The sequence below is a fragment of the Microvirga pudoricolor genome (genome assembly GCF_016892705.1).
Classification (GTDB): domain Bacteria; phylum Pseudomonadota; class Alphaproteobacteria; order Rhizobiales; family Beijerinckiaceae; genus Microvirga; species Microvirga pudoricolor.
Window position 1 is genome coordinate 116,813 of sequence record NZ_JAFEMB010000003.1, and the last position, 19,833, is coordinate 136,645.

General features: G+C 66.6%; 16 protein-coding genes. 7 read left to right on the forward strand and 9 right to left on the reverse strand.

Going from position 1 to position 19,833, the window contains the following annotated elements; translation table 11 throughout:
* The first annotated feature begins 25 nt into the window (after positions 1–25).
* The 3 genes from ILT42_RS12270 to ILT42_RS12280 all read left to right on the forward strand — a co-directional run bounded on the left by ILT42_RS12270 (position 26) and on the right by ILT42_RS12280 (position 2,981).
* Positions 26–697, forward strand: a complete 672-nt coding sequence (locus ILT42_RS12270; protein ID WP_204215900.1) for a class I SAM-dependent methyltransferase — start codon at positions 26–28, stop codon at positions 695–697.
* 129 nt (positions 698–826) lie between these two features.
* Positions 827–2,458 (forward strand): HAL/PAL/TAL family ammonia-lyase, encoded by a 1,632-nt coding sequence (locus tag ILT42_RS12275; RefSeq protein WP_204215901.1) that lies wholly within the window; start codon positions 827–829, stop codon positions 2,456–2,458.
* Positions 2,459–2,462: 4 nt separating this feature from the next.
* Positions 2,463–2,981, forward strand: a complete 519-nt coding sequence (locus ILT42_RS12280) for a GNAT family N-acetyltransferase (protein WP_204215902.1) — start codon at positions 2,463–2,465, stop codon at positions 2,979–2,981.
* Positions 2,982–3,041: 60 nt separating this feature from the next.
* Here the strand turns inward: ILT42_RS12280 and ILT42_RS12285 are convergent, their stop codons facing one another.
* The 8 genes from ILT42_RS12285 to ILT42_RS12320 form a co-directional block, all read right to left on the reverse strand.
* Positions 3,042–6,197 (reverse strand): calcium-binding protein, encoded by a 3,156-nt coding sequence (locus ILT42_RS12285; RefSeq protein WP_204215903.1) that lies wholly within the window; start codon positions 6,195–6,197, stop codon positions 3,042–3,044.
* 233 nt (positions 6,198–6,430) lie between these two features.
* Positions 6,431–7,690: an allantoate amidohydrolase gene (locus ILT42_RS12290; RefSeq protein WP_204215904.1), complete on the reverse strand. Its 1,260-nt coding sequence runs from the start codon at positions 7,688–7,690 to the stop codon at positions 6,431–6,433.
* Between the two features lie 64 nt (positions 7,691–7,754).
* Complete coding sequence (locus ILT42_RS12295) at positions 7,755–8,798, reverse strand: NAD(P)/FAD-dependent oxidoreductase (protein WP_204215905.1); 1,044 nt, start codon at positions 8,796–8,798, stop codon at positions 7,755–7,757.
* A 70-nt stretch (positions 8,799–8,868) separates the two neighbouring features.
* Positions 8,869–9,183, reverse strand: coding sequence for a 2Fe-2S iron-sulfur cluster-binding protein (locus ILT42_RS12300; protein WP_204215906.1), 315 nt, complete (start codon positions 9,181–9,183; stop codon positions 8,869–8,871).
* Between the two features lie 111 nt (positions 9,184–9,294).
* Positions 9,295–10,005: an ABC transporter ATP-binding protein gene (locus ILT42_RS12305; RefSeq protein ID WP_204215907.1), complete on the reverse strand. Its 711-nt coding sequence runs from the start codon at positions 10,003–10,005 to the stop codon at positions 9,295–9,297.
* Positions 10,002–10,775 (reverse strand): ABC transporter ATP-binding protein, encoded by a 774-nt coding sequence (locus ILT42_RS12310; RefSeq protein ID WP_204215908.1) that lies wholly within the window; start codon positions 10,773–10,775, stop codon positions 10,002–10,004. Before ILT42_RS12310 ends, ILT42_RS12305 begins: the two co-directional genes overlap by 4 nt.
* A complete protein-coding gene (locus tag ILT42_RS12315; protein ID WP_204215909.1) occupies positions 10,772–12,619 on the reverse strand; it encodes an ABC transporter permease in 1,848 nt (615 codons plus the stop codon). The genes ILT42_RS12310 and ILT42_RS12315 overlap by 4 nt, the downstream gene beginning before the upstream one ends.
* Positions 12,620–12,890: 271 nt before the next feature.
* Positions 12,891–14,108, reverse strand: a complete 1,218-nt coding sequence (locus tag ILT42_RS12320; RefSeq protein WP_204215910.1) for an ABC transporter substrate-binding protein — start codon at positions 14,106–14,108, stop codon at positions 12,891–12,893.
* 150 nt (positions 14,109–14,258) lie between these two features.
* Between ILT42_RS12320 and ILT42_RS12325 the strand changes: the two genes are divergently transcribed.
* The 4 genes from ILT42_RS12325 to ILT42_RS12340 all read left to right on the forward strand — a co-directional run bounded on the left by ILT42_RS12325 (position 14,259) and on the right by ILT42_RS12340 (position 17,688).
* Positions 14,259–15,449 (forward strand): amidase, encoded by a 1,191-nt coding sequence (locus ILT42_RS12325; RefSeq protein ID WP_204215911.1) that lies wholly within the window; start codon positions 14,259–14,261, stop codon positions 15,447–15,449.
* Between the two features lie 62 nt (positions 15,450–15,511).
* Entirely contained in the window at positions 15,512–16,390 is an 879-nt protein-coding gene (locus tag ILT42_RS12330) for an SMP-30/gluconolactonase/LRE family protein (RefSeq protein ID WP_204215912.1), read from the forward strand.
* Positions 16,391–16,394: 4 nt separating this feature from the next.
* The gene (locus ILT42_RS12335; protein ID WP_204215913.1) at positions 16,395–17,411 is read left to right on the forward strand and encodes an aldose epimerase family protein; all 1,017 of its coding nucleotides are present in this window, start codon (positions 16,395–16,397) and stop codon (positions 17,409–17,411) included.
* A gap of 76 nt (positions 17,412–17,487) precedes the next feature.
* Positions 17,488–17,688 (forward strand): hypothetical protein, encoded by a 201-nt coding sequence (locus tag ILT42_RS12340; RefSeq protein ID WP_204215914.1) that lies wholly within the window; start codon positions 17,488–17,490, stop codon positions 17,686–17,688.
* A gap of 16 nt (positions 17,689–17,704) precedes the next feature.
* On the opposite strand, the gene ILT42_RS12345 is transcribed toward ILT42_RS12340, so the two are convergent.
* Complete coding sequence (locus ILT42_RS12345; protein WP_204215915.1) at positions 17,705–19,780, reverse strand: M3 family metallopeptidase; 2,076 nt, start codon at positions 19,778–19,780, stop codon at positions 17,705–17,707.
* Positions 19,781–19,833 lie beyond the last annotated feature (53 nt).

Genomic DNA, 19,833 nt, shown 5'->3' on the forward strand with positions numbered 1-19,833 from the left:
CACGCAAGCCTTTGGCTCGGCGCGCATGAGCGCGTTCGACGATCCCGAGGCGGTCGCCCGCTACGCCGAGAACCCACCTCGGCTCGTGCCGGGCTTTGCCGCCCTGCAGCGGATGGCGTTGGTCCTGATCGCCGAGCGGGCGCCGGAAGACGCCAGAATCCTGGTGCTCGGGGCCGGCGGCGGACTCGAGCTCAAGGCTTTCGCGGACGCACAGGCGCGATGGCATTTCGACGGAATCGACCCCTCCGCCGAAATGCTCAAGCTGGCTGAAAAGACCCTAGGCCCTCACGCCCTGCGGGTCTGCCTGCACCAGGGCCTCGTCGATGTGGCGCCGGAGGGTCCCTACGACGCGGCCACCTGCCTTCTGACCCTGCATTTCATGCCCGCCCAGGAGCGCTTGCGCGCCCTGCGGGAGATCCGGCGACGGCTCAAGCCCGGCGCCCCCTTCGTCGCGGCCCATCACAGCATTTCGCTCGATCCCGAGGAGCGCCGGCAATGGCTCTCGCGCTTCGCGGCCTTCGCGGAGGCCTCGGGCGTCGAGCCGGAGAGGGCGCGCCAGGCGGGCACGGGCATCGGAGAGGGGCTTCCCATCCTGACCCCCGCCCACGACGAGGCGCTCCTCCGCGAGGCGGGCTTTCGCGACGTCAGCCTCTTTTATGCCGCCTTCACGTTCCGGGGTTGGGTGGCTTACGGGTAGGCCCTCGACCCGGCTCATCCCCGGTTCTTCGAAGCGGCATCGAAAGGGCGTCGGTCTCCCAGGCCTCATCTCGGTTGCGCCCGTTCCGTCCCGTCGTTATCCCTGGGGATCGAAGCAGGGGTGATTGCCATGACGGTGAAGGTCGACGGGGCGAAGCTGAGGATCCGGGACGTGGTGCGCGTGGCACGCCCATCCCCGGCCGGCCGGTTCGAGAAGGCCGTCCTGCACCCGGAAGCCCGCGAGCGCATCGCGGCGACGCGAGCCTATATCGACCGCACCTGGATGCATGACGACGCGCCGCTCATGTACGCCTTCAACACGGGCGTCGGCCTGTTCAAGGATCAGCGCGTTCTCATCAGCGACATGGCGGCCTACCAGAGAAAGACCGTCTATGCCCACGCGACGGGCGTCGGCGAGCCCTTTTCGGAGGACGTGACGCGGGCCATGATGCTGCTCCGCGCCAACGCCTTCGCGTCGAACTATTCCGGGCCCCGCGTCGAGCTGGTGGAGCGGCTGATCGCCTTTCTCAATGCGGGCCTGCACCCCGTCATCCCCCAGAAGGGCTCGGTCGGGGCCTCCGGCGACCTCGCGCCGCTGGCCCACATGGCGGGCGCGGTCTGCGGCTTCGAGGAGGCCGAGATGGTCTATAGGGGCCGCCGCCTGCCCGCCCGCGAGGCCATCGCCAAGGCGGGGTTCGACCCGGATTTCGAGCTCGGCGCCAAAGACGCGTCGGCTCTCATCAACGGCTCCACCACGTCGCTGGCGCTCGGCGCTCTCGCGACGTCGGATGCGCGGCGTCTGCTGAAGCAGGCCGATATCGCCATGTGCCTGTCGCTCGAGGCCATGCGCGGGGAGCTGGCGGCCTTCGATCCCCGCGTCCACCGGGCGCGTCCCCATCCGGGCCAGGCCAAGGTCGCCCGCAACCTCCTGCGAATCCTGGAGGGCTCGAAGCGCTGCTCGCAAGGAGCCCGCGATGTGGTGTTTCCGGACGAGCCGCGCCAGCCCGGCACGCCCGCGAGCCCCCGCGTCCAGGACGTCTATTCGCTGCGCTGCACCCCGCAGGTTCACGGCCCGGCCGTGGAAGCGGTGGAGTACGTGGAGCGGATCATCGGCACGGAGATCAACTCCGCCACCGACAACCCGCTCATTTTCGACGACGGGGAGGGCGGCTACGTGTCGATCTCCGGCGGCCATTTCCACGGCCAGTATGTGGCCCAGGCCATGGACGTGCTCGCCCTCGCCCTGGCGGATCTGGGCGCCATCTCGGAGCGGCGCCTGGCCCGCCTCATCGATCCCACCATGTCCTACGGCCTGCCGCGCAACCTGCTCGCCGGCAAGCGCGGCCTCAATACCGGGTTTGCCACCGTGCAGTGCTCCATGTCGGCCCTCGTCATGGAGAACCGGGGCCTCGCGACGCCGGGCTCGGTGGATTCCATTCCGGGCAAGTCCAACGCCGAGGACCACGTGTCAAACTCCACCTGGTGCGGCCGCAAGGCGCGCACCATCGTGGAGAACGTCGAGCAGATCGTGGCGGGCGAGCTCCTGATGACCGCGCAGGCCCTCACGCTCGTCGATCCCGTCGCGAAGGACTTTCCTCTCGGCAAGGGAAGCCGCGCGGCTCTGGACGCGATCCGCGAGGTCATCCCCCCCGCGCTTGATGGCGACCGCTGGTATGCGACCGAGATGCGCCAGGCGCTGGAGCTCGTGCGGTCCGGGGCCGTGGTCGCGGCCGTGGAGGATGCGGTCGGCGGATTGGAATAGGCCCATGGCGGGCGTTGTCGTCCAGCGCGTCCGACACGAGGACGGTCCTGAGCTCGTGACCGCCAATCTCGCGAGCATCAATCTGCACGAGCCGTTCGTCTATCCGTTTCACGACCTTGTCGGCTTCCTGGCCTATCTGTCCCGCTGCGACGGCGAGCGCTCCCTCGGCTATGTCGCGCGGGACCTCGCGGGCGGCCATGTCGTCGGCGTGATCAACATTAACGAGATCGTGCGCGGCGTCTTCCAGAGCGCGTATCTGGGCTATTACGGCATGGCCGGCATGACGGGACGCGGCCTCATGCGCGAGGCGGTCGGCCTCGTGATCGCCCGAGCCTTCAGCGAGCACGGGCTGCACCGCCTGGAAGCCAACATTCAACCCGAGAATGAGCCGTCGCGCGCCCTGGCCCGATCCCTGGGCTTCCGGCAGGAGGGCTACTCGCCGCGCTATCTCAAGATCGGCGGCGCGTGGCGGGATCATGAGCGCTGGGCGATCCTGTCGGAGGACTGGCAGGCACCGGAGTGAAGCGACGGCCCACCGGGAAAGGGCTGCCCGGAGGCAGCCCTTCTCGATGTTCGAACGTGCCTAGATGATCAGGAAGTCCCGGTGCGTGAGGTCGACCGCCTTGTTGAGCTTGGCGATCTGCACGAAGCCACCGTCCTTCGAACCGTTGCTGTCGTAGTAGATGGCCTTCTTGTCCCGGTCATAGATCACGTGATGCTTGTTGGACGTGGCTTCCGGCCCGATGTGGAACTCGGCCTTCTTGAGCCCACCCTTCCCGCCGAGGGCCTTGAAGACCGTTTTCGACAGTTCGATCGTGTCGTCCACAGTCGAGAAGCCTTTGATCGTATCGACGTTCTTGGGGCCGGCCTTGGTGTCGAAGATGAACGCATCCTTGCCCGCACCGCCCATCAGCATATCATTGCCCTTCTTGCCGTAGAGCCTGTCGTGACCGCTGCTGCCGTAGAGCTTGTCGCCGCCGCCGCCACCCAGCAGCATGGTATCGCGGCCGCCGGCCCAGGCGACGCCGCCCTTGTTCGTGCCGACATAGGCCACGGCGTAGGTTTGGACCGGGGGCGTGGGTGTCGTCGGCGTCGTGGTCGTGCCCCCCGGACTGGTTCCCGTACCGGTTCCTGTGCCGGTACCGGTTCCCGTCCCCGTGCCGGTTCCTGTGCCCGTGCCGGGATCTGTCCCAGTGCCGGTGCCAGGATCTGTCCCGGGGCCGACATAATGGATTTTCTCCACGTGCTCGAACCCGGCCGTCGTCTTCAGGCTCGTATAGACGACGTCGTAACCGCCATCCGCCGTCTCGACAATCCGGTCGTTCTCATTGTCGATGTAGTACGTGTCGTTTCCGGCGCCGCCGATCAGGCTGTCGGCGCCCTTGCCGCCGTCGAGCTTGTCGGCGCCGTCTCCGCCCGTCAGGGTGTTGTCGAGGTCGTTGCCGGTGAACGTGACGGCCTCGAAGCCTGACGTGGTGAGCCTCTCGATCGATGCGTGAGAGACAAGCGAGAAGCTGCTGAGCTGCGTGACGATGGTGTCGATGCCCGACGTATCGATGGTCAGATCGCTCAGACTGTCGACATAATAGAGATCGTCTCCCTTGCCGCCCCTCAGCACGTCGTCTCCGCCGCCGCCATCCAGACGGTCGGCGCCGTCACTTCCCGTGATGATGTTGGCGTGACGGTTGCCGGTCAACGTGACACCGGAGCTTCCAACCTCGGCCATCAGGTTCTCGACATTTTCAAAGGCCGCGATGCTGAAGCCGCCTTTGGCGATGACCGTATCGCTCCCGCCGCCATTGGCGGCTTCCTCGACGATATCGCCCGCCTGCACGTGATAGGTATCGTTGCCCCTGCCTCCCGTCAGCGTGTCGTTCCCGAGACCGCCGTCCAGGGTGTTGTCCGCATCGCTGCCCCAGATCTGATCATCATATTTCGAGCCGATCACGTTTTCGATGGTGACTGTTTCAAGCTCGTCCTCCGGGCGATAGTAAAGGTCGCCTTCCGCATCGCCTCCCTTGCCCTGGCCATCGGAGAGGTCGACCTTCACGAATGAGCGTGAATCCGCATAGCTGACCGTGTCGATGCCGGCACCGCCGATCATCGTATCGGCGCCGGCACCGCCATTGAGGATGTCGTTGCCATCGCCGCCGCTCAGAAAGTCCTTGCCCTCATAGGCCTCGAAGTAATCGTGCCCGTCGCCTCCAAGAAGCCGATTGTCGTTCTTGTCTCCATGCAGGCTGTCATTGCCCCAGGAGCCTTGAACTTCCTGGATGTTCTTGAACGTGTCGCCTGCGGCGTAGCCCTTGTTCAGAGCCATGTTGAAGAGCGCGACCGTGACGCCCTCGCTCGCCGGCGCGTCCGCGTAGGAGACGATGTTCCAGCCCGCGCCGCCGTCGAGGAGATCGGCTCCGGCGCCGCCGTGAAGAACGTCGTTGCCGGGTGCTCCCAGGATCTTGTCGTCGCCGTCTCCCCCTTTGAGGGTGTCGTCGAGCGCTGTCCCCAGCAGTTGATCCGCCGCGGATGTGCCTTCCTTGTTGATGCCGGCCGTGCGGGTGTCGAAAATGTGCGTGTAGACGTCGGAGGTGCCGGAATCACCGCTCTGGAACGTCACGGTGTACCGGCCGTCTCCCATGCCGACGACCTGCGGCGCCTTCATGGGATGGTCACCGGACGCGACCGGCAGCGCGGTGGCCGGTTGAACGATCTGCCCTGAATCGCCGATCACGGCCGTATAGGCATTCACGCCGATATAAGTGCCAGACGGGCTCAATCCATCGGTGAAGCCGACCACGAAGCTTGCGTCGTCGAGCCTGGAAACCGAGATCTCGTCGAGACGAGGCAGCCCCGAGACGGATGCGGTGTGAAGAACCTTGGGAGGCAGGACGGTCGTGCCGTCGGGCCGATAGATGCCGTAATACACATGACTGGCGCCATCGGTGAACACGACCGCGAAGTTCCCCGTGGACAGCGGCGTCATTTTCGCTGTGGCGGACCCCATGAGATTGGGTGCGACGACCACATCCGCACGAGTCGTCTCGCCCTGATAATCGGCAAACCCCAGCTTGAGCTGAAAAGTGTTGGCACCCGATGAAACCAGTTTCGTATGGACGACGCGCTCGCCGCCGAGATCCAGTTCCGAACGTGCGAGGCTCTCGGTCACTTTCGTGACTTGGGCGGACTCGTTGGGAAAGGAATGGTCGAAGATCTTGCCCGTTGGCTTCCAGGAGCCGAACAAGGGCAGCTCCCAGGCTTCGGCCTTGACGACGAATGAGCCATCGCGCGCATGAAGACTCTTCAAGGATGAATCAGCGGCGGTGGGGTGGTGTTGGAGTTCCTTTCCGGTGGCGTCGAATACGCTAACGAACGTTCGGACACTTTCCCGGTAAATCGTATTCTCTTTGTACTTCGACGTCGCCCCGATCGCGAACTGCCCATTGGGCTGTCCATTAGCGTCGTCGAGAGCGATCACGTCGAAGGCGATGATGTCCTGGTAAATTTCTGACTGACTGCTTCTGCTAATGTCCAACACCTTCTTGAACGGCGTACCGTCTGCGCCGACAAGCCAGGCCTTGACCCCGGAGAACTCTAGCCCGTCGGAGTTTGACTTCGTCTCAAGCCATGCCACGATCATACTGCCGTCTGGCAGCAGGGCGGTCTTGGTTTGTGTGCTTGAGCGCCCATCAATGTCGGGTCCGACCATCTGATCGCTGGCCCAGGTCAAAATCTCATTCGGCATCGAAAGTCCTCAAAGGTTCGGCAGTCACAGATAGGAAAGCTGATCAATAACTTCCTTAACGATATGACATAACGTTAACTGTGAATATGACGATATTGTGTTCGCTTGCCGAAGCGCGTCCACTCTCAGGGGTTTGGACGTGGACTTTCAGCGCGGGCAGCTAACTGCCACTAATCTTGGCTGTTCTCACGTTGCCCGTGATAGATGCTTGAGGGCGGGCTGTCGCCGGTCCCCTACGACCGAGACATGAAGCCCTCGGCGACGAGCGCCTTCACGGCCGCCAGCAATACCCGCGCGGCCGCGTCCGCGTCCTCGACGGTAATCGATTCCGCCGGGTTGTGGCTGACCCCGCCCCGGCAGCGCACGAACAGCATGGCGACGGGGCAGAGCGCCGCCACCGCGACGGCGTCGTGGCCCGCGCCAGAGGACAGGCGCAGGACCGGCAGGCCAAGGGAGGCGGTGGCGTCTTCCAGCCGCGCCATCAGGCCCGGATCCATGGGCGTGGCGGGCGAGTCCATGAAGGGCTCGAGGGTGAGCCGCACCCCGCGCTTCGCCGCGATGGCCTCGCATTCGGCGGTGATGTCCTCCACCATGGCGCGGCGCACGGCATCGTCGGGCGAGCGCGCGTCGATCGTGAAATCGACCCGCGCCGGGATCACGTTAATGGCGCCGGGCTGCACCTGCGCGACACCCACCGTCGCCACCGTGTCGGTGCGCGTCGCGCCCGTGCGCTCCACCGCCACGATCATCTCGGCCACGGCCGCCAACGCGTCCCGGCGCATAGGCATGGGCACGGTGCCGGCATGGCCCGCCTCGCCGATCACATGGGCGCGGGCGCGGGTGATGCCGTTGATGGCGGACACGACCCCCACCGGCAGGTTCTCGGCCTCCAGGAGCGGTCCCTGCTCGATATGGACCTCCAGGTAGCCGCGATAGCGCTCCGGGTCACGGGCGATGGCCGCAATGCCCTCGGGAGAGCCGCCGAAATCCACCAGCGCGTCGCGCAAGGAAATCCCGTCCGCGTCCCGGCCGTCGAGCCAGGCGGGGTCGTAGCGGCCCGACAGGGCGTAAGAGGTCGAGAGATTCGTGGGAAAGCGCGCGTTCTCCTCGTCCCCGAAGGCCACGATCTCGATGGGGCAGGCCGGCACGATGCCGTCCCGCCGCAGGGCTTCCGCCACCACGATGCCGAGCACCACGCCGAGATTACCGTCGAAGCGGCCCGCGTCGATCACGCTGTCGATGTGCGAGCCGATGAGAAGGGCCGGCGCATCCGGGTCCGCTCCTTCGAGCCGCCCGGCCACGGAGCCGAGCGCGTCGATATGCGCGTTAAGGCCTGCCTCCCGCATCATAGCGAGGGTCGTCTCGGCGGCGGCCCGGTGAGCCCCCGAGAGATAGAGACGCGTGATGCGGCCGGGCTCGTCCGTATGGCGGGCGAGCGCCTCGATCAGCGCCATGACGCGGTGGCCGAGAACGAGGTCGGAAGACGTGGCCATGGGGCGCCTCTTTCAGCAAGACGCCCGCCTCATGTTGGGGCGGGCGATGATCTTGGATCCTGTCTCAGGCGGCAACGCCGAGCTTCTTCTGCAGGCTCGTCGAGGACGTGGTGTATTGGAACAGCAGCCGCTTGTCCGGATAGACGTAGCGGTGCACTTTCTGGGCCGCGAGCGCACCCTCGTGGAAGCCCGAGAGGATCAGCTTCAGCTTGCCCGGATAGGTGTTGATGTCGCCGATGGCGAAGATGCCCGGCACGTTGGTCTCGAACTTCTCCGTATCGACCGGGATCAGGTTCTCGTGCAGGTTCAGGCCCCACTCGGCGATGGGTCCGACCTTCATGGTCAGGCCGAAGAACGGCAGGATCACGTCGCACTCGACCTCGAAGGTCGAGCCGTCGTCCTTCTTGATCGTCACGCCATCGAGCACCGGCGCCTCGCCCTTGAGGTGGGACACCTGGCCCAGATGCAGGTCCATATCGCCCGAGGCCACGAGCGAGCGCATCTTCTCCACCGTATGGGGCGCGGCCCGGAAGGCGTCACGGCGGTGCAGGAGCGTGAGGCGCTTGGCGATGGGCTGGAGGTTCACGGTCCAGTCGAGGGCGGAATCGCCGCCGCCGACGATGAGCACCTTCTTGTTCCGGAACATCTCCATGCGGCGCACGGCGTAGAACACGCCCGTGCCCTCATAGGCCTCGATATTCTCGATCGGCGGCTTCTTGGGTTGGAACGAGCCGCCGCCCGCCGCGATGATCAGCGCCTTGCAGGTGAAGGTCGTGCCGTTCTCGGAGGTCTTGACGCGGAAGAGCGGCGCCTCGGGCGTGCCGATGGATTCCACGCTCTCCACCATCTCGTTGAGGTGGAAGGTGGGGTGGAAGGGCTCGATCTGCGACATCAGGTTGTCCACGAGGCCCTGGCCCGTCACCATGGGAAAGCCCGGAATGTCGTAGATGGGCTTTTCCGGGTAAAGCTCGGCGCATTGGCCGCCCGCTTTCGGCAGGATGTCGATGAGATGGCATTTGATGTCGAGGAGCCCGAGTTCGAACACGGCGAAGAGGCCCACAGGCCCCGCGCCGATGATGACGACGTCGGTTTCGATATGATCGGTCATGAACGGGCTCCTTCGGGACGGCATCGGAAAAGCATGCCTGCCCGGTTTTTGCAATGCGTCGATGCGAGGATCAGCCCACCGCCGGCGCGAGGGTGACCTCCAGGCCGTCGAGGTCGGGATTCCAGAGGATCTGGCAGGAGAGGCGGGAATTGGGGCGGGTCATCACCGTGTCGAGCTGGTCTTCTTCCTCGTCGGTGGCCGGATGGAGTTTGTCGAGCCATTCCTCGGACACGAAGACGTGGCAGGTCGCGCATTCGCAGGCGCCGCCGCACAGGCCCTCGATGGGCAAGCCCCAATCGCGGATGATCTCCATGACGCGCCAGCCCTCCAGGGCCTCGAGGGTATGGCGCTCGCCGGCACGATCGATCACATGGATGACGCCCATGAAGACAAAAATTCCTGAAGAGCTGAAGGTGGGAGGGGCCCTTGAGGGCCACGCGTGAAGGCCTGCATATCGGGCCTCGGGCGCGATCCGTCAATCCGGGCCGGGAGCGGCCTAAACGCCGAGGGTTTCGGCCCGCAAGGCGTCATCGGCCAGAAAATCCGCCATGGGTCCCTGAAAACGCATCTCGCCGCGTTCGATCACGCAGGCCCGGTCGGCGATCCCGGCCGCGAAAGCCCAGTTCTGCTCCGACAGCAGAACCGCCACGCCCTCCTGTTTCATGGTGCGGATGGCCTCCGCCAGGGTCTGGACGATCACGGGCGCGATGCCCTCCGAGGGCTCGTCGAGCAGGATCGCGTCCGGGTTGCCCATGAGGGTGCGGGCGATGGAGAGCATCTGCTGCTCGCCGCCCGACATCTGGTTGCCCCGCCGGCCCCGCATCTCCGCGAGGTTGGGAAAGAGCCCGAACAGGCGCTCGGGCGTCCAGGCCTGGTGGCCGCCGCGCGGGGCCTGGCGGCCGACCTCCAGGTTCTCCTCCACGGTCAGGTCCGTGAAGATGCGCCGATCCTCGGGCACATAGCCCAGGCCCTGCCGGGCGACACGATAGGCGGGCCATCCCGCGATGGAGCCGCCCTTGTAGCTCAGGCGCTCCGACCGAGCCTCGACGAGGCCCATGATCGCCTTGAGCGTCGTGGTCTTGCCCGCCCCGTTGCGGCCGACCAGAGCCACCACCTCTCCGGCGTTCAGATGGAACGACAGGCCGAACAGCACCTGGGCCCGGCCATAGAAGGCCGACAGGCCCTGGACGTCGAGCAGAACCGTCATGGGCGCGCTCCCCCAGGCGCCGCCAAGGCATGGGCGTCGCCGAGATAGGCCTCCCGCACCCGTGGGTTCTCGCGGATGGCGTCCGCGGTGCCCTCGGCGACGATCTCGCCCCGCACCAGCACCAGGACGCGATCCGCATGGCCAAAGACCACATCCATGTCGTGCTCCGTGAACAGCACGCCGATCCGGTCCCGCGCGGCAATCTCGGCGGTCAGGTCCATCAGGGCGGCCCGCTCCCGGGGCGCCATCCCGGCGGTGGGCTCGTCCATGAGGAGGAGCTTCGGGGCGCCCGCCAGCGCCACCGCGAGCTCGACCCGCTTCACGTCCCCATAGGCCAGTGCCGCACAGGGCCTGTCCGCCGCCTCCGCCAGGCCGACCCGTTCGAGAAGGCTTAACGCCTCGTCGCGGTGGCGGGTCCGGGCCGGGCCCCAGAGCGCGCGGCTCTCGCCGTGATGGCTGATGAGGGCCATCTGGACGTTTTCGGCCACGCTCATGGACAGGAAGGCCTGCGCCACCTGGAACGTGCGCCCGATGCCGCGCCGGAAGCGCTCGCGGGGGGGCAGGCGCGTGATGTCGGCCCCATCCAGGGACACCGTGCCGCCATCGGGCGGAAGCTGGCCGCCGATCATGTTGAAGACGGTGGATTTGCCCGCCCCGTTCGGCCCGATGAGGGCCAGCATCTCGCCCCGGTCCAGGCCGAAGCGCACGTTCCGGGCCGCCACGACGCCGCCGAAGGATTTGCCCAGGCCCTGGACGTCCAGGAGGCTCATGCCCGCACCTCACGCCAATGCTGCACGGTTCCGACCAGACCGCGTGGAAAAATCAGCACCATGGCGATGATGGCGAGACCCAGCAGCAGCCGCCAGTAATCGGTGAGCGGCATGATCTGGTCGCGCAGGGCATGCAGCACGCCCGCGCCCACGAGCGGCCCGGTGATCGTCTGGATCCCGCCCAGCAACAGCATGGTGAGCGCATCGACAGAGGTGGGGATGCCGAGCAGGGTCGGGTCCACCGATCCGCGCGAGAACGCATAGAGCCCGCCCGTCAGCCCCGCTGCCGCACCCGCCAGCGTGAAGGCGAGCCAGCGATGGCGGCGGATGTGGAGGCCGATGGCCTCGGCCCGGGCCTCGGAGTCGCGCATGGCGCGCAGGGAATAGCCGAAGGGCGCATCGATGATACGCATGAGGGCGAGGGCGGCTCCTGCCGTAAGGACAAGGGTCACGAGGTAATAGACCGTGCGCTCGTTCGCCCAAGGAGAAGGCCAGACGCCCACGATGCCGTTGTCGCCGCCGGTCACGTCCACCCATTGGAACGCGACCGCGTAGAGGATCTGGGCCGCCGCGAGGGTCAGCATGGCGAGGTAGATGCCTGACAGCCGCACCACGAAGGCGCCGATGAGCGCCGCGCCGAGGGCCGCCAGGACGAGGCCGAGGGGCAGGGCGGCCTCCATGGGAGCGCCGAACCACTTGACGGCCAGCGCCGCCCCGTAGGCGCCGAGGCCGAAGAAGGCCGCGTGGCCGAAGCTTACGAGCCCGCCGACACCGATCAGGAGCTGGAGGCTGAAGGCGAAGAGTCCGAAAACCAGGATCTCGATGGCGACCTTCAGGAGGTAGGCGTCGGCCACGAGGGGCAGGGCGGCGAGAAGGATCATCAGCGCGACGGTGAGGGGCAGCGTGGCCCGCGAGGGCGCGCGGCTGACGATCCCGACCGCATGGCCGCCCCCGATGATCTCGGGCCGCCCGAAGAAGCCGTAAGGGCGCACGACCAGGACGGCGGCCATGAGCAGGAACACCACCACGAGGGTGCTCTTGGGAAAGATCAGGATGCCGAAGGCCTGGAGCTGGCCGATCACCAGGGCGGCCAGGAACGCGCCCGGCACGCTGCCCATGCCGCCCACCACCGTCACCACGAAACATTCCGCGATGACCGACAGGTCCATGCCCGTATTGGCGGCGACGCGCGGCACCTGCAGGGCTCCGCCGAGGCCTGCCAGGAAGGCGCCGAGGAAGAGGGTTCCGGTGAAGAGAAGCGCCTGGTTCACGCCGAGCGCCGAGACCATCTCCCGGTCCTGGGTCGCGGCGCGCACGAGCACGCCGAAGCGGGTTTTCCGCAGGAGCAGCCAGACGAGACCGAGCACCACGGGCCCGGCCGCGATCAGCACGAGCTCATAGGACGGAAAACGCCGCCCCAGGATCTCGACCGGCGCGCGCAGGCCCGGCGCGCGGGGCCCCAGGATGTCCTGAGGCCCGAACACGTGCACCACGAGGTCCTGCACCACGAGCACGACCCCGAAGGTGGCGAGAAGCTGGAACAGTTCCGGCGCGCCGTAAATGCGGCGCAGGAGCAGCACCTCGATGAGGATTCCGATGAGGCCGACGATCACGGCGGAGGCCAGGATGCCGGCCCAGAATGGCACCGGGCCGTAGGACCATTCGAGCAGGCGTGGGACCAGCGTGGCTCCCGTATAGGCTCCGATCATGTAGAGCGAGCCGTGGGCGAAGTTCACGATCCGGGTGACGCCGAACACGAGGGTCAGGCCACAGGCGGTGATGAAGAGCGACGACGCGCTGGCAAAGCCGCTCAGCGCCTGCACGGCCAGGAAGGAGGGGTCCACGGGTTGTTACTCTCCCCTTGAAGCTGGAGAGGGATGCGTTCGCGATGCTCTCCTCCCCCTTGTGGGGAGGAGTTGGAGGTGGGGGTGTTGGCGCACCGTTGGTTCGACGTGGCGCTCACACCCCCACCCTGGCCCTCCCCACAAGGGGGAGGGGATGTCCGATGGCGCGCTCACTTGAAAAACGTTGATGTTTCCACCCCACCCCGGTGCGCTGCGCGCCCCGACCCTCCCCCTCAAGGGGAGGGTGAATCCGGCGCGGTTCCTCAACCGCTCACTCCTTGCGAACCGCCTTCACGTCGGCCTCGGACGGCATGTAGGCCGTGCCGTCCTTGTAGGACCAGTCGGTCATGCCGCCGGTAGCGCCCTTCTGCTTCAGCTTGCCGACCCAGGCCCCCATGGAGGATTGGTGGTCGATGCCCCGCATGGTGACGGGGCCCGCCACCGTGTCGAACCGGGCATTCTCCAGGGCCTTGATCAGCGCATCCGTATCGGTGGAGCCCGCCCGCTCGATGGTGTCGCGGATCATGTGCATGACCGTGTAACCAAGCAGCGAACCAAGGCGCGGGGTCTCGTTGAACTTCGTCCGATAGGCCTCGATGAAGGCCTTGTGCTTCGGGTCCGTGATCTCGTCCCAAGGGTATCCGGTGACGATCCAGCCCTCCGGAACCTCGTCCTTCAGGGGCAGGAGCCATTCGGGCTCGCCGGTGAGAAGCGACAGGACGGTCTTGTCCTCGAACAGGCCCCGCGTGTTGCCCTCGCGCACGAACTGGATCAGGTCGGGGCCGAAGAGCACGTTGAAGATGCCGTCGGGCTTGGCTTGGTCGAGGGCCGAGACCGTGGGGCCGGCCTCGATCTTGCCCAGCGCCGGATACTGCTCCGCCACGATCTCGGCGTCGGGAATTTGCTCTTTCAAAAGCCGCTTGAAAGCGCCCGCGGCCGACTGGCCGAACTCGTAGTTCGGCGCCACGATGGCCCAGCGCTTGGCGCCCGAGGCCTTGGCCTGCTCCATGAGCATGCCGACCTGCATCGTGTTGTTGGGCCGGACCCGGAAGGTGTAGCGGTTGCCCTGCGCCATGGTGATGGCGTCCGTCAGGGGCTCGGCCGCGATGTAGACGATCTTCTTCTGGTTGGCGAAGTCAGCCATCGCCACGCCCACGTTGGACAGGAACGACCCGAACAGCAGCGTCACGCCCTCGCGGGAGACGAGCTCCTCCGCCACCCGTGTGGCGTCGCCCGTGGTGGCGCCGTCCTCGCGGGAGACGACCTCGAGCTTCCGGCCCAGAACCCCGCCTTTGGCGTTGATCTCGTCCAGGGCGAGCTGCCATCCGTTGCGGTAGGGCACCGTGAAGGCGGCCTGGCGGGCATAAGAGTTGGACTCGCCGATCTTGATCGGGGGCTGCTGCGCCAGTGCGCCAGGAGCGGCCAGAGGGGCGGATAGCCCCAGCACTAGGCCGAGGGTGAGCCAGCGGAACATCGAAGCCTTCGCCATCGGACGTGCATCCTTCCCGGGTCGTCAGGGAGCATGTAAGGCCAAAAGTCCCGTTTCGAAAGACCGAATCCTGCGCACAGCCAAGTTTGTGCCCTTGCGGCGGCGTCGGACGGAATGAGAAGGTGCGTTGCTGTCCAAAACGGTGCCCCCATGCTTCTCGATGCCGATCCCGCCCGCGCCTTCATGCCATACCCGGCGGTTCCCGTCGCGAATGCCCCGGACGGCCCCCTGAAAGGTCTCACCTTCGCGGCCAAGGACCTGTTCGACGTGGCGGGCTATCCGACAGGCGCAGGCTCGCCGCATAGGCTCGCGATGTCGGGCATCAAGACCCGCACGGCTCCCACCCTGCAGCGCCTGCTCGATGCGGGCGCCCGGCTGGTGGGCAAGACCATCACGGACGAGCTCGCCTTTTCGCTCTCGGGCAAGAACGCCCATTTCGGCACGCCGGTGAACGGCGGCGCGCCGGATCGCATTCCCGGAGGCTCCTCGTCGGGTTCGGCGTCGGCCGTGTCGAACGGCTTATGCGATTTCGCGCTCGGCACGGATACGGGCGGGTCGGTGCGCGGTCCCGCGAGCCATTGCGGCCTGTTCGGCCTCCGCCCCACCCATGGCCGGGTGAGCCTGGAGGCCTGCCACGACCTCGCGCCCTCCTTCGACACGGGCGGCTTCTTCACCCGCGACGGTGGGACATTCGTTCGGGTCGGCGAGGTGCTGCTCGGTGCCGATCCGTCTCCGCTGCCGGAAACGCCGAGGCTCCTGTTGGCCGAAGACGCGTTCGGGCTGCTGGGCGGGGATGTGAAAGCCGTTCTCACGCCTGTCGTGGCCCGCATCGAAACCTTATTCGGCAAGGCCGCGCCGGAAACCGTCACCGAGGATTACGAGCCGCTCTACTGGGCCTTCCGCCGCATCCAGAGCCGGGAGGCCTGGATCGTGGACGGGCCCATGATCGAGCGCTACCGGCCGCCCCTGGGGCCCGGCGTGGCGGATCGCTTCGAGTATTCGCGCACCGTGACGGAAGAGCAATGGCGCGATGCCCTTCGGGTCCGCGAGGCGTTCCGGGCCACGCTCGCCGCGCTCCTCGGCCGTGACGGCATGCTGATCCTGCCGACCATGCCGGACGTGGCCCCGCTTCTCACCGACAGCGAGGAGGCCTTGAACGACTACCGGACCCGGGCCCTCAACCTGCTCTGCCTCTCGGTCCTGTCTGGCCTGCCGCAGGTGTCCATGCCCCTCGCCTCCCGCCTCGGTGCGCCGCTCGGCTTCTCGATCCTGGGTCCGGCGGGGTCGGACCTGAGCCTGGTCCGGCTCGCGGCCCGGATCGCCGGAGCCCGACCGGGTTGAACCGGACGGCGGGCGGCCCAGTTACCGCCGCAGCCTCCGCCACCCGATCCCAGGAAGACCCCATGAGCCATCCGACCGTTCACCCGCAGATTCCTCACGTGGCGGTCGCCAGCGGCTGCATCCTGGGGGAGGGCGCTCTTTGGGATCACCGCACCGGCACGGTCCTGTGGGTGGACATCAAGAACCCGGCGGTGTGGCAGTTCCACCCCGAAACCGGCAAGCACTCCCGCCTGGACGTGAAGGAGCCCGTGGGCTTCGTGGCCCTGACATCCGATCCGGACATCGTCATCGCGGGGTTCCAGTCCGGCCTCTCCCGGCTCCATCTCTGGGGCGGCGAGACCCAGCCTTTGGTCGAGGTCGAGGCGGATCTGCCCGACAACCGGCTCAACGACGGCCATGTGGGGCCGGACGGCAGGCTCTATTTCGGCACCATGGACAACCTGGAAGAGAACGAGACCGGATGCTTCTGGCGCTGGGACGGAAAAGACCTGGTTCGCTTCCACGGCAACATGGTTGTCACCAACGGTCCCGCTTCCAGCCATGACGGGCGGACCCTCTACACCACCGACACCACCAACGGCCAGATCTACGCCCATGTGCTGGGGGACGGGCTTCCCGGCGCACCGAGCCGCTTCACGTGCTTCGAGGAAGGCTGGGGGCACCCGGACGGCATGACGGTGGATGCGGAAGGCCATGTCTGGGTCTGCCACTGGGGCGGTTCGCGCATCACCCGTTTCGCGCCGGACGGCTCCGTGGAGCGCATCCTGCCGGTGCCTACCGCTCAGGTGACGAAATGCGCCTTCGGCGGCCCCGACATGACCACCCTCTACATCACCACGGCAAGCATCGGCCACGATCCTGCCATCGACCCCATGGCCGGCCACCTCTTCTCGGTCGAGACCGGCATCCGGGGCCAGCACTCGCACATTTTCGGGGAATAGGCGCATGACGATCGAGCGGTTCGGCTCCGTGGACGGAACGGATGTTTTCGAGGTGACCTTGGCCAACGGATCGGGCGCCGAGGCCCGCATCCTGACCTGGGGCGCGGTGGTGCGGGACCTGGTCGTGCCCACCCCCGGCGGCCCGCAGCCGGTGGTGCTGGGGTTCGACACGATCGAGGATTACGTGGCCCATTCGCCCTATTTCGGGGCGATCGTCGGGCGGTATGCCAACCGGATCGGCGGGGCGCGCTTCACCATCGACGGCGAGACCTTCCAGGTCGACGCCAATGAGGGGCGCAACCAGCTTCACGGCGGCACGGCCGGGTTCGGATCGCGGGTCTGGTCCGTGATCGACCATAGGGAAGAAAGCGTGACCCTGGCGCTGGTCTCGCGAGACGGCGACATGGGCTATCCGGGCCGTCTCGTGGCCACCTGCACCTACACGCTCCTGGAACCCGCCACCCTGCGCTTCTCGCTGGAGGCCACCGCGGATCGGGCGACCCCCGTGAACCTCACGAATCATTGCTATTTCAACCTCGACGGCAGCCAGGACATTGCCTCCCACCACCTGATGATCGCAGGCGACTTCGTGACCCCGACAGCCCCGGACCTCATCCCGACGGGCGAGATCACGAGCGTGGCCGGGACGGCGTACGACTTTCGCAGCCTGCGGCCCATCGGCGCGTCCCAATTGGTGCAGCCCCGCGTGTCCTACGACATCAACTACGTGCTGCGGGGCGGCGAGGTGGACCTGGGCCACGCCGCGACCCTCAAATCCTTGAACAACAACCTGTCCATGGAGCTCTGGACCACCGAGCCTGGCGTCCAGTTCTATGACGGGCACCTGATCGACATCCCCGTGCCGGGTTTGCGCGGAACGGCTTACGGACGCCATGCCGGCCTTTGCCTGGAGCCTCAACGGTTTCCCGACAGCCCCAATAAAGCCCATTTCTCCCCCTGTATTCTGGAACCAGGAAACGTCTCCCGGCAGGTCAGCGAGCTGCGATTCGCGGCTGGGTAGCGGGAACCTTGGCGGCAATCTGCCGTTGGTTTCGTGATGTTGCGTCTCGGAATCAAACAACAAAAGGGAGACCGACATGCCGGTGCTCGACGCCCAAGCCCTGAATGAGGATCCGAAGGGAGCCGCGTTCCTGTTGGGCGTGCTGCGGAGCCAGGCCTGTCCCAAGCCGGCCCTCTCCCTGATCCCGCGCCACAAGGCCTCCAGGCGCAGCGCGGAGCGCGCCAGTCTCATGCGACAGCGCGTCCAGGCGCTCGAGGCGAATGCCGAGTCCTATTGAGGCCTGACGGCCGCGCTCACGCGGCCGGTGTCGCCGACAGGTCCTTGAGGCCCCGTTTGGCCAGAAGAGCCTCCGGAGTCGGCAGCCGTCCCCTGAAGGCCGTGTAGGATTCCTCCGCATCGCGCAGGTCGCCGGCCGCATAGATGAACCGCTTCAACTTCGCGGCCACCTCCTTGCTGAAGGCGTCCCCCGTCTCCTCGAAAGCATTGAACGCGTCCGCGTCCAGAACCTCCGACCACAGGTAGCTGTAATAGCCCGCCGAGTAGCCGTCGCCCGAGAAGACGTGTGTGAAATGGGGCGTGCGGTGGCGCATGATAATCTCGTCCGGCATGCCGATCCGGGCCAGCGCATCCTTCTCGAAGGCCGCGACGTCGAGATTCTCGGCCTGTGTCAGGCTGTGCAGGTCGATGTCCACGAAGGCCGACGCCAGATACTCCACCGTGGCGAAGCCCTGGTTGAAATTGCGGGCCGCCATGAGCTTGTCGAGCAGCGCGTCCGGAATCGCCTCGCCGGTTTTGTAATGCGTCGCGAAGCCCCTCAGGATGTCGGGCTGCGACAGCCAGTGCTCGTAGAGCTGGGACGGAAGTTCGACGAAGTCACGGGACACGCTCGTACCGGCGATCAGCGGATAGGTCACGTCGGACAGCATGCCGTGCAGGGCATGACCGAACTCGTGAAAGAGCGTGCGCGCGTCGTCGAAGCTGAGCAGGGCCGGTTCGGCCTTCGAGAAATTCATCACGTTGACGATGATGGGCCGGATATCGCCGGCGAGCTTTTCCTGCGAGCGGAAGCTGCTCATCCAGGCGCCGCTGCGCTTCGAGGGTCTGGCGAAATAATCTCCGATGAAGACCGCCACGAGTTGGCCAGCCTCGTCCTTGACGCGCCAGGCGCGCACGTCCGGATGATAGCGCGGGACGTCCTGCAGTTCTTCGAATCCGAGACCGAACAACCGGCGGGCGGTCTCGAAAGCGGCCTCGATGATGCGGTCGAGCTGGAAGTAGGGCTTGAGCGTCGCCTCGTCGAGGCTGTGCCGCTTGAGGCGCAGCTGCTCCGAGTAGAAGCGCCAGTCCCAGGGCGCGATGGCGATGTTGTCACCCTGGGCCTGGGCCTGGGCCTGCAGGTCGTCCCGCTCCTCCATGGCGCGGCTGCGGGCCGGGGCCCAGACCTCGTTGAGGAGGTCGCGCACCGCTTCGGGCGTCTTCGCCATGGTGTCGTCGAGCTTGAACTGCGCGAAGGTCTCGTAGCCCAAAAGCTTCGCGCGCTCGGCCCGCAGGGCGACCATCTCGGCGATGATGGCCTTGTTGTCGGTCGCGTCCCCCCTGTCGCCCCGGGCCGCCCAAGCCTTGAAGGCCTGCTCGCGCAGGTCGCGGCGGGTGGAGAATTGCAGGAACGGCTCGATGCTCGAGCGGGACAGGGTGATGACGTGCTTGCGTTCGAGCCCGCGCTCCTCGGCGGCCTGGGCTGCCGCCTCGATCAGGAATGTCGGGAGGCCCGCGAGATCCGCTTCGCCGTCGAGCACGAGCTGGTAGGACTTCTCATCGGCCAGCACGTTCTGGGAGAACTGCGTGCCCAGCGTCGCGAGGCGCTCCGTGATGGCGGCGAGGCGCGCCTTGTCGTCGGGGTTCAGGCGAGCGCCAGCGCGCACGAAGATGGTGTGGTAGCGTTCGAGAACGCGTGCCTGTTCGGGGGTCAGGTTCAGGCTGTCCCTGGCGTCGTGAAGCGCCTCCACCCGGTGAAACAACGCCTCGTTCATGAAGATGGTGGACCTGTGCTTGGCGAGGATCGGCGCCATCTCGCGCTCCACCGCCTGGATGGCCTCGTTGGTGTGGGAGCCGGACAGGTTGAAGAACACGCCGCCGACGCGCTTCATCAGCCCGCCGCTGCGCTCCAGCGCCTCGATGGTGTTGGCGAAGGACGGCGCTTCCGGCGAGCCCGCGATGGCTTCGATCTCGGCCGTCTGCTCGGCCAGGGCCCTGTCGAAGGCGGGCCTGTAATGGTCCGGCGCGATGCTCTCGAAAGGCGGGATCGCAAAGGGCGTGGTCCATTCCTTGAAGAACGGATTGGCCGGCTGGGTCGCGTCGGTAGAGGTCATGGCTCGCGTCGATTCTGGCGTTGCGGAGGGGCGACTTTAGAGCATCGGGCGGA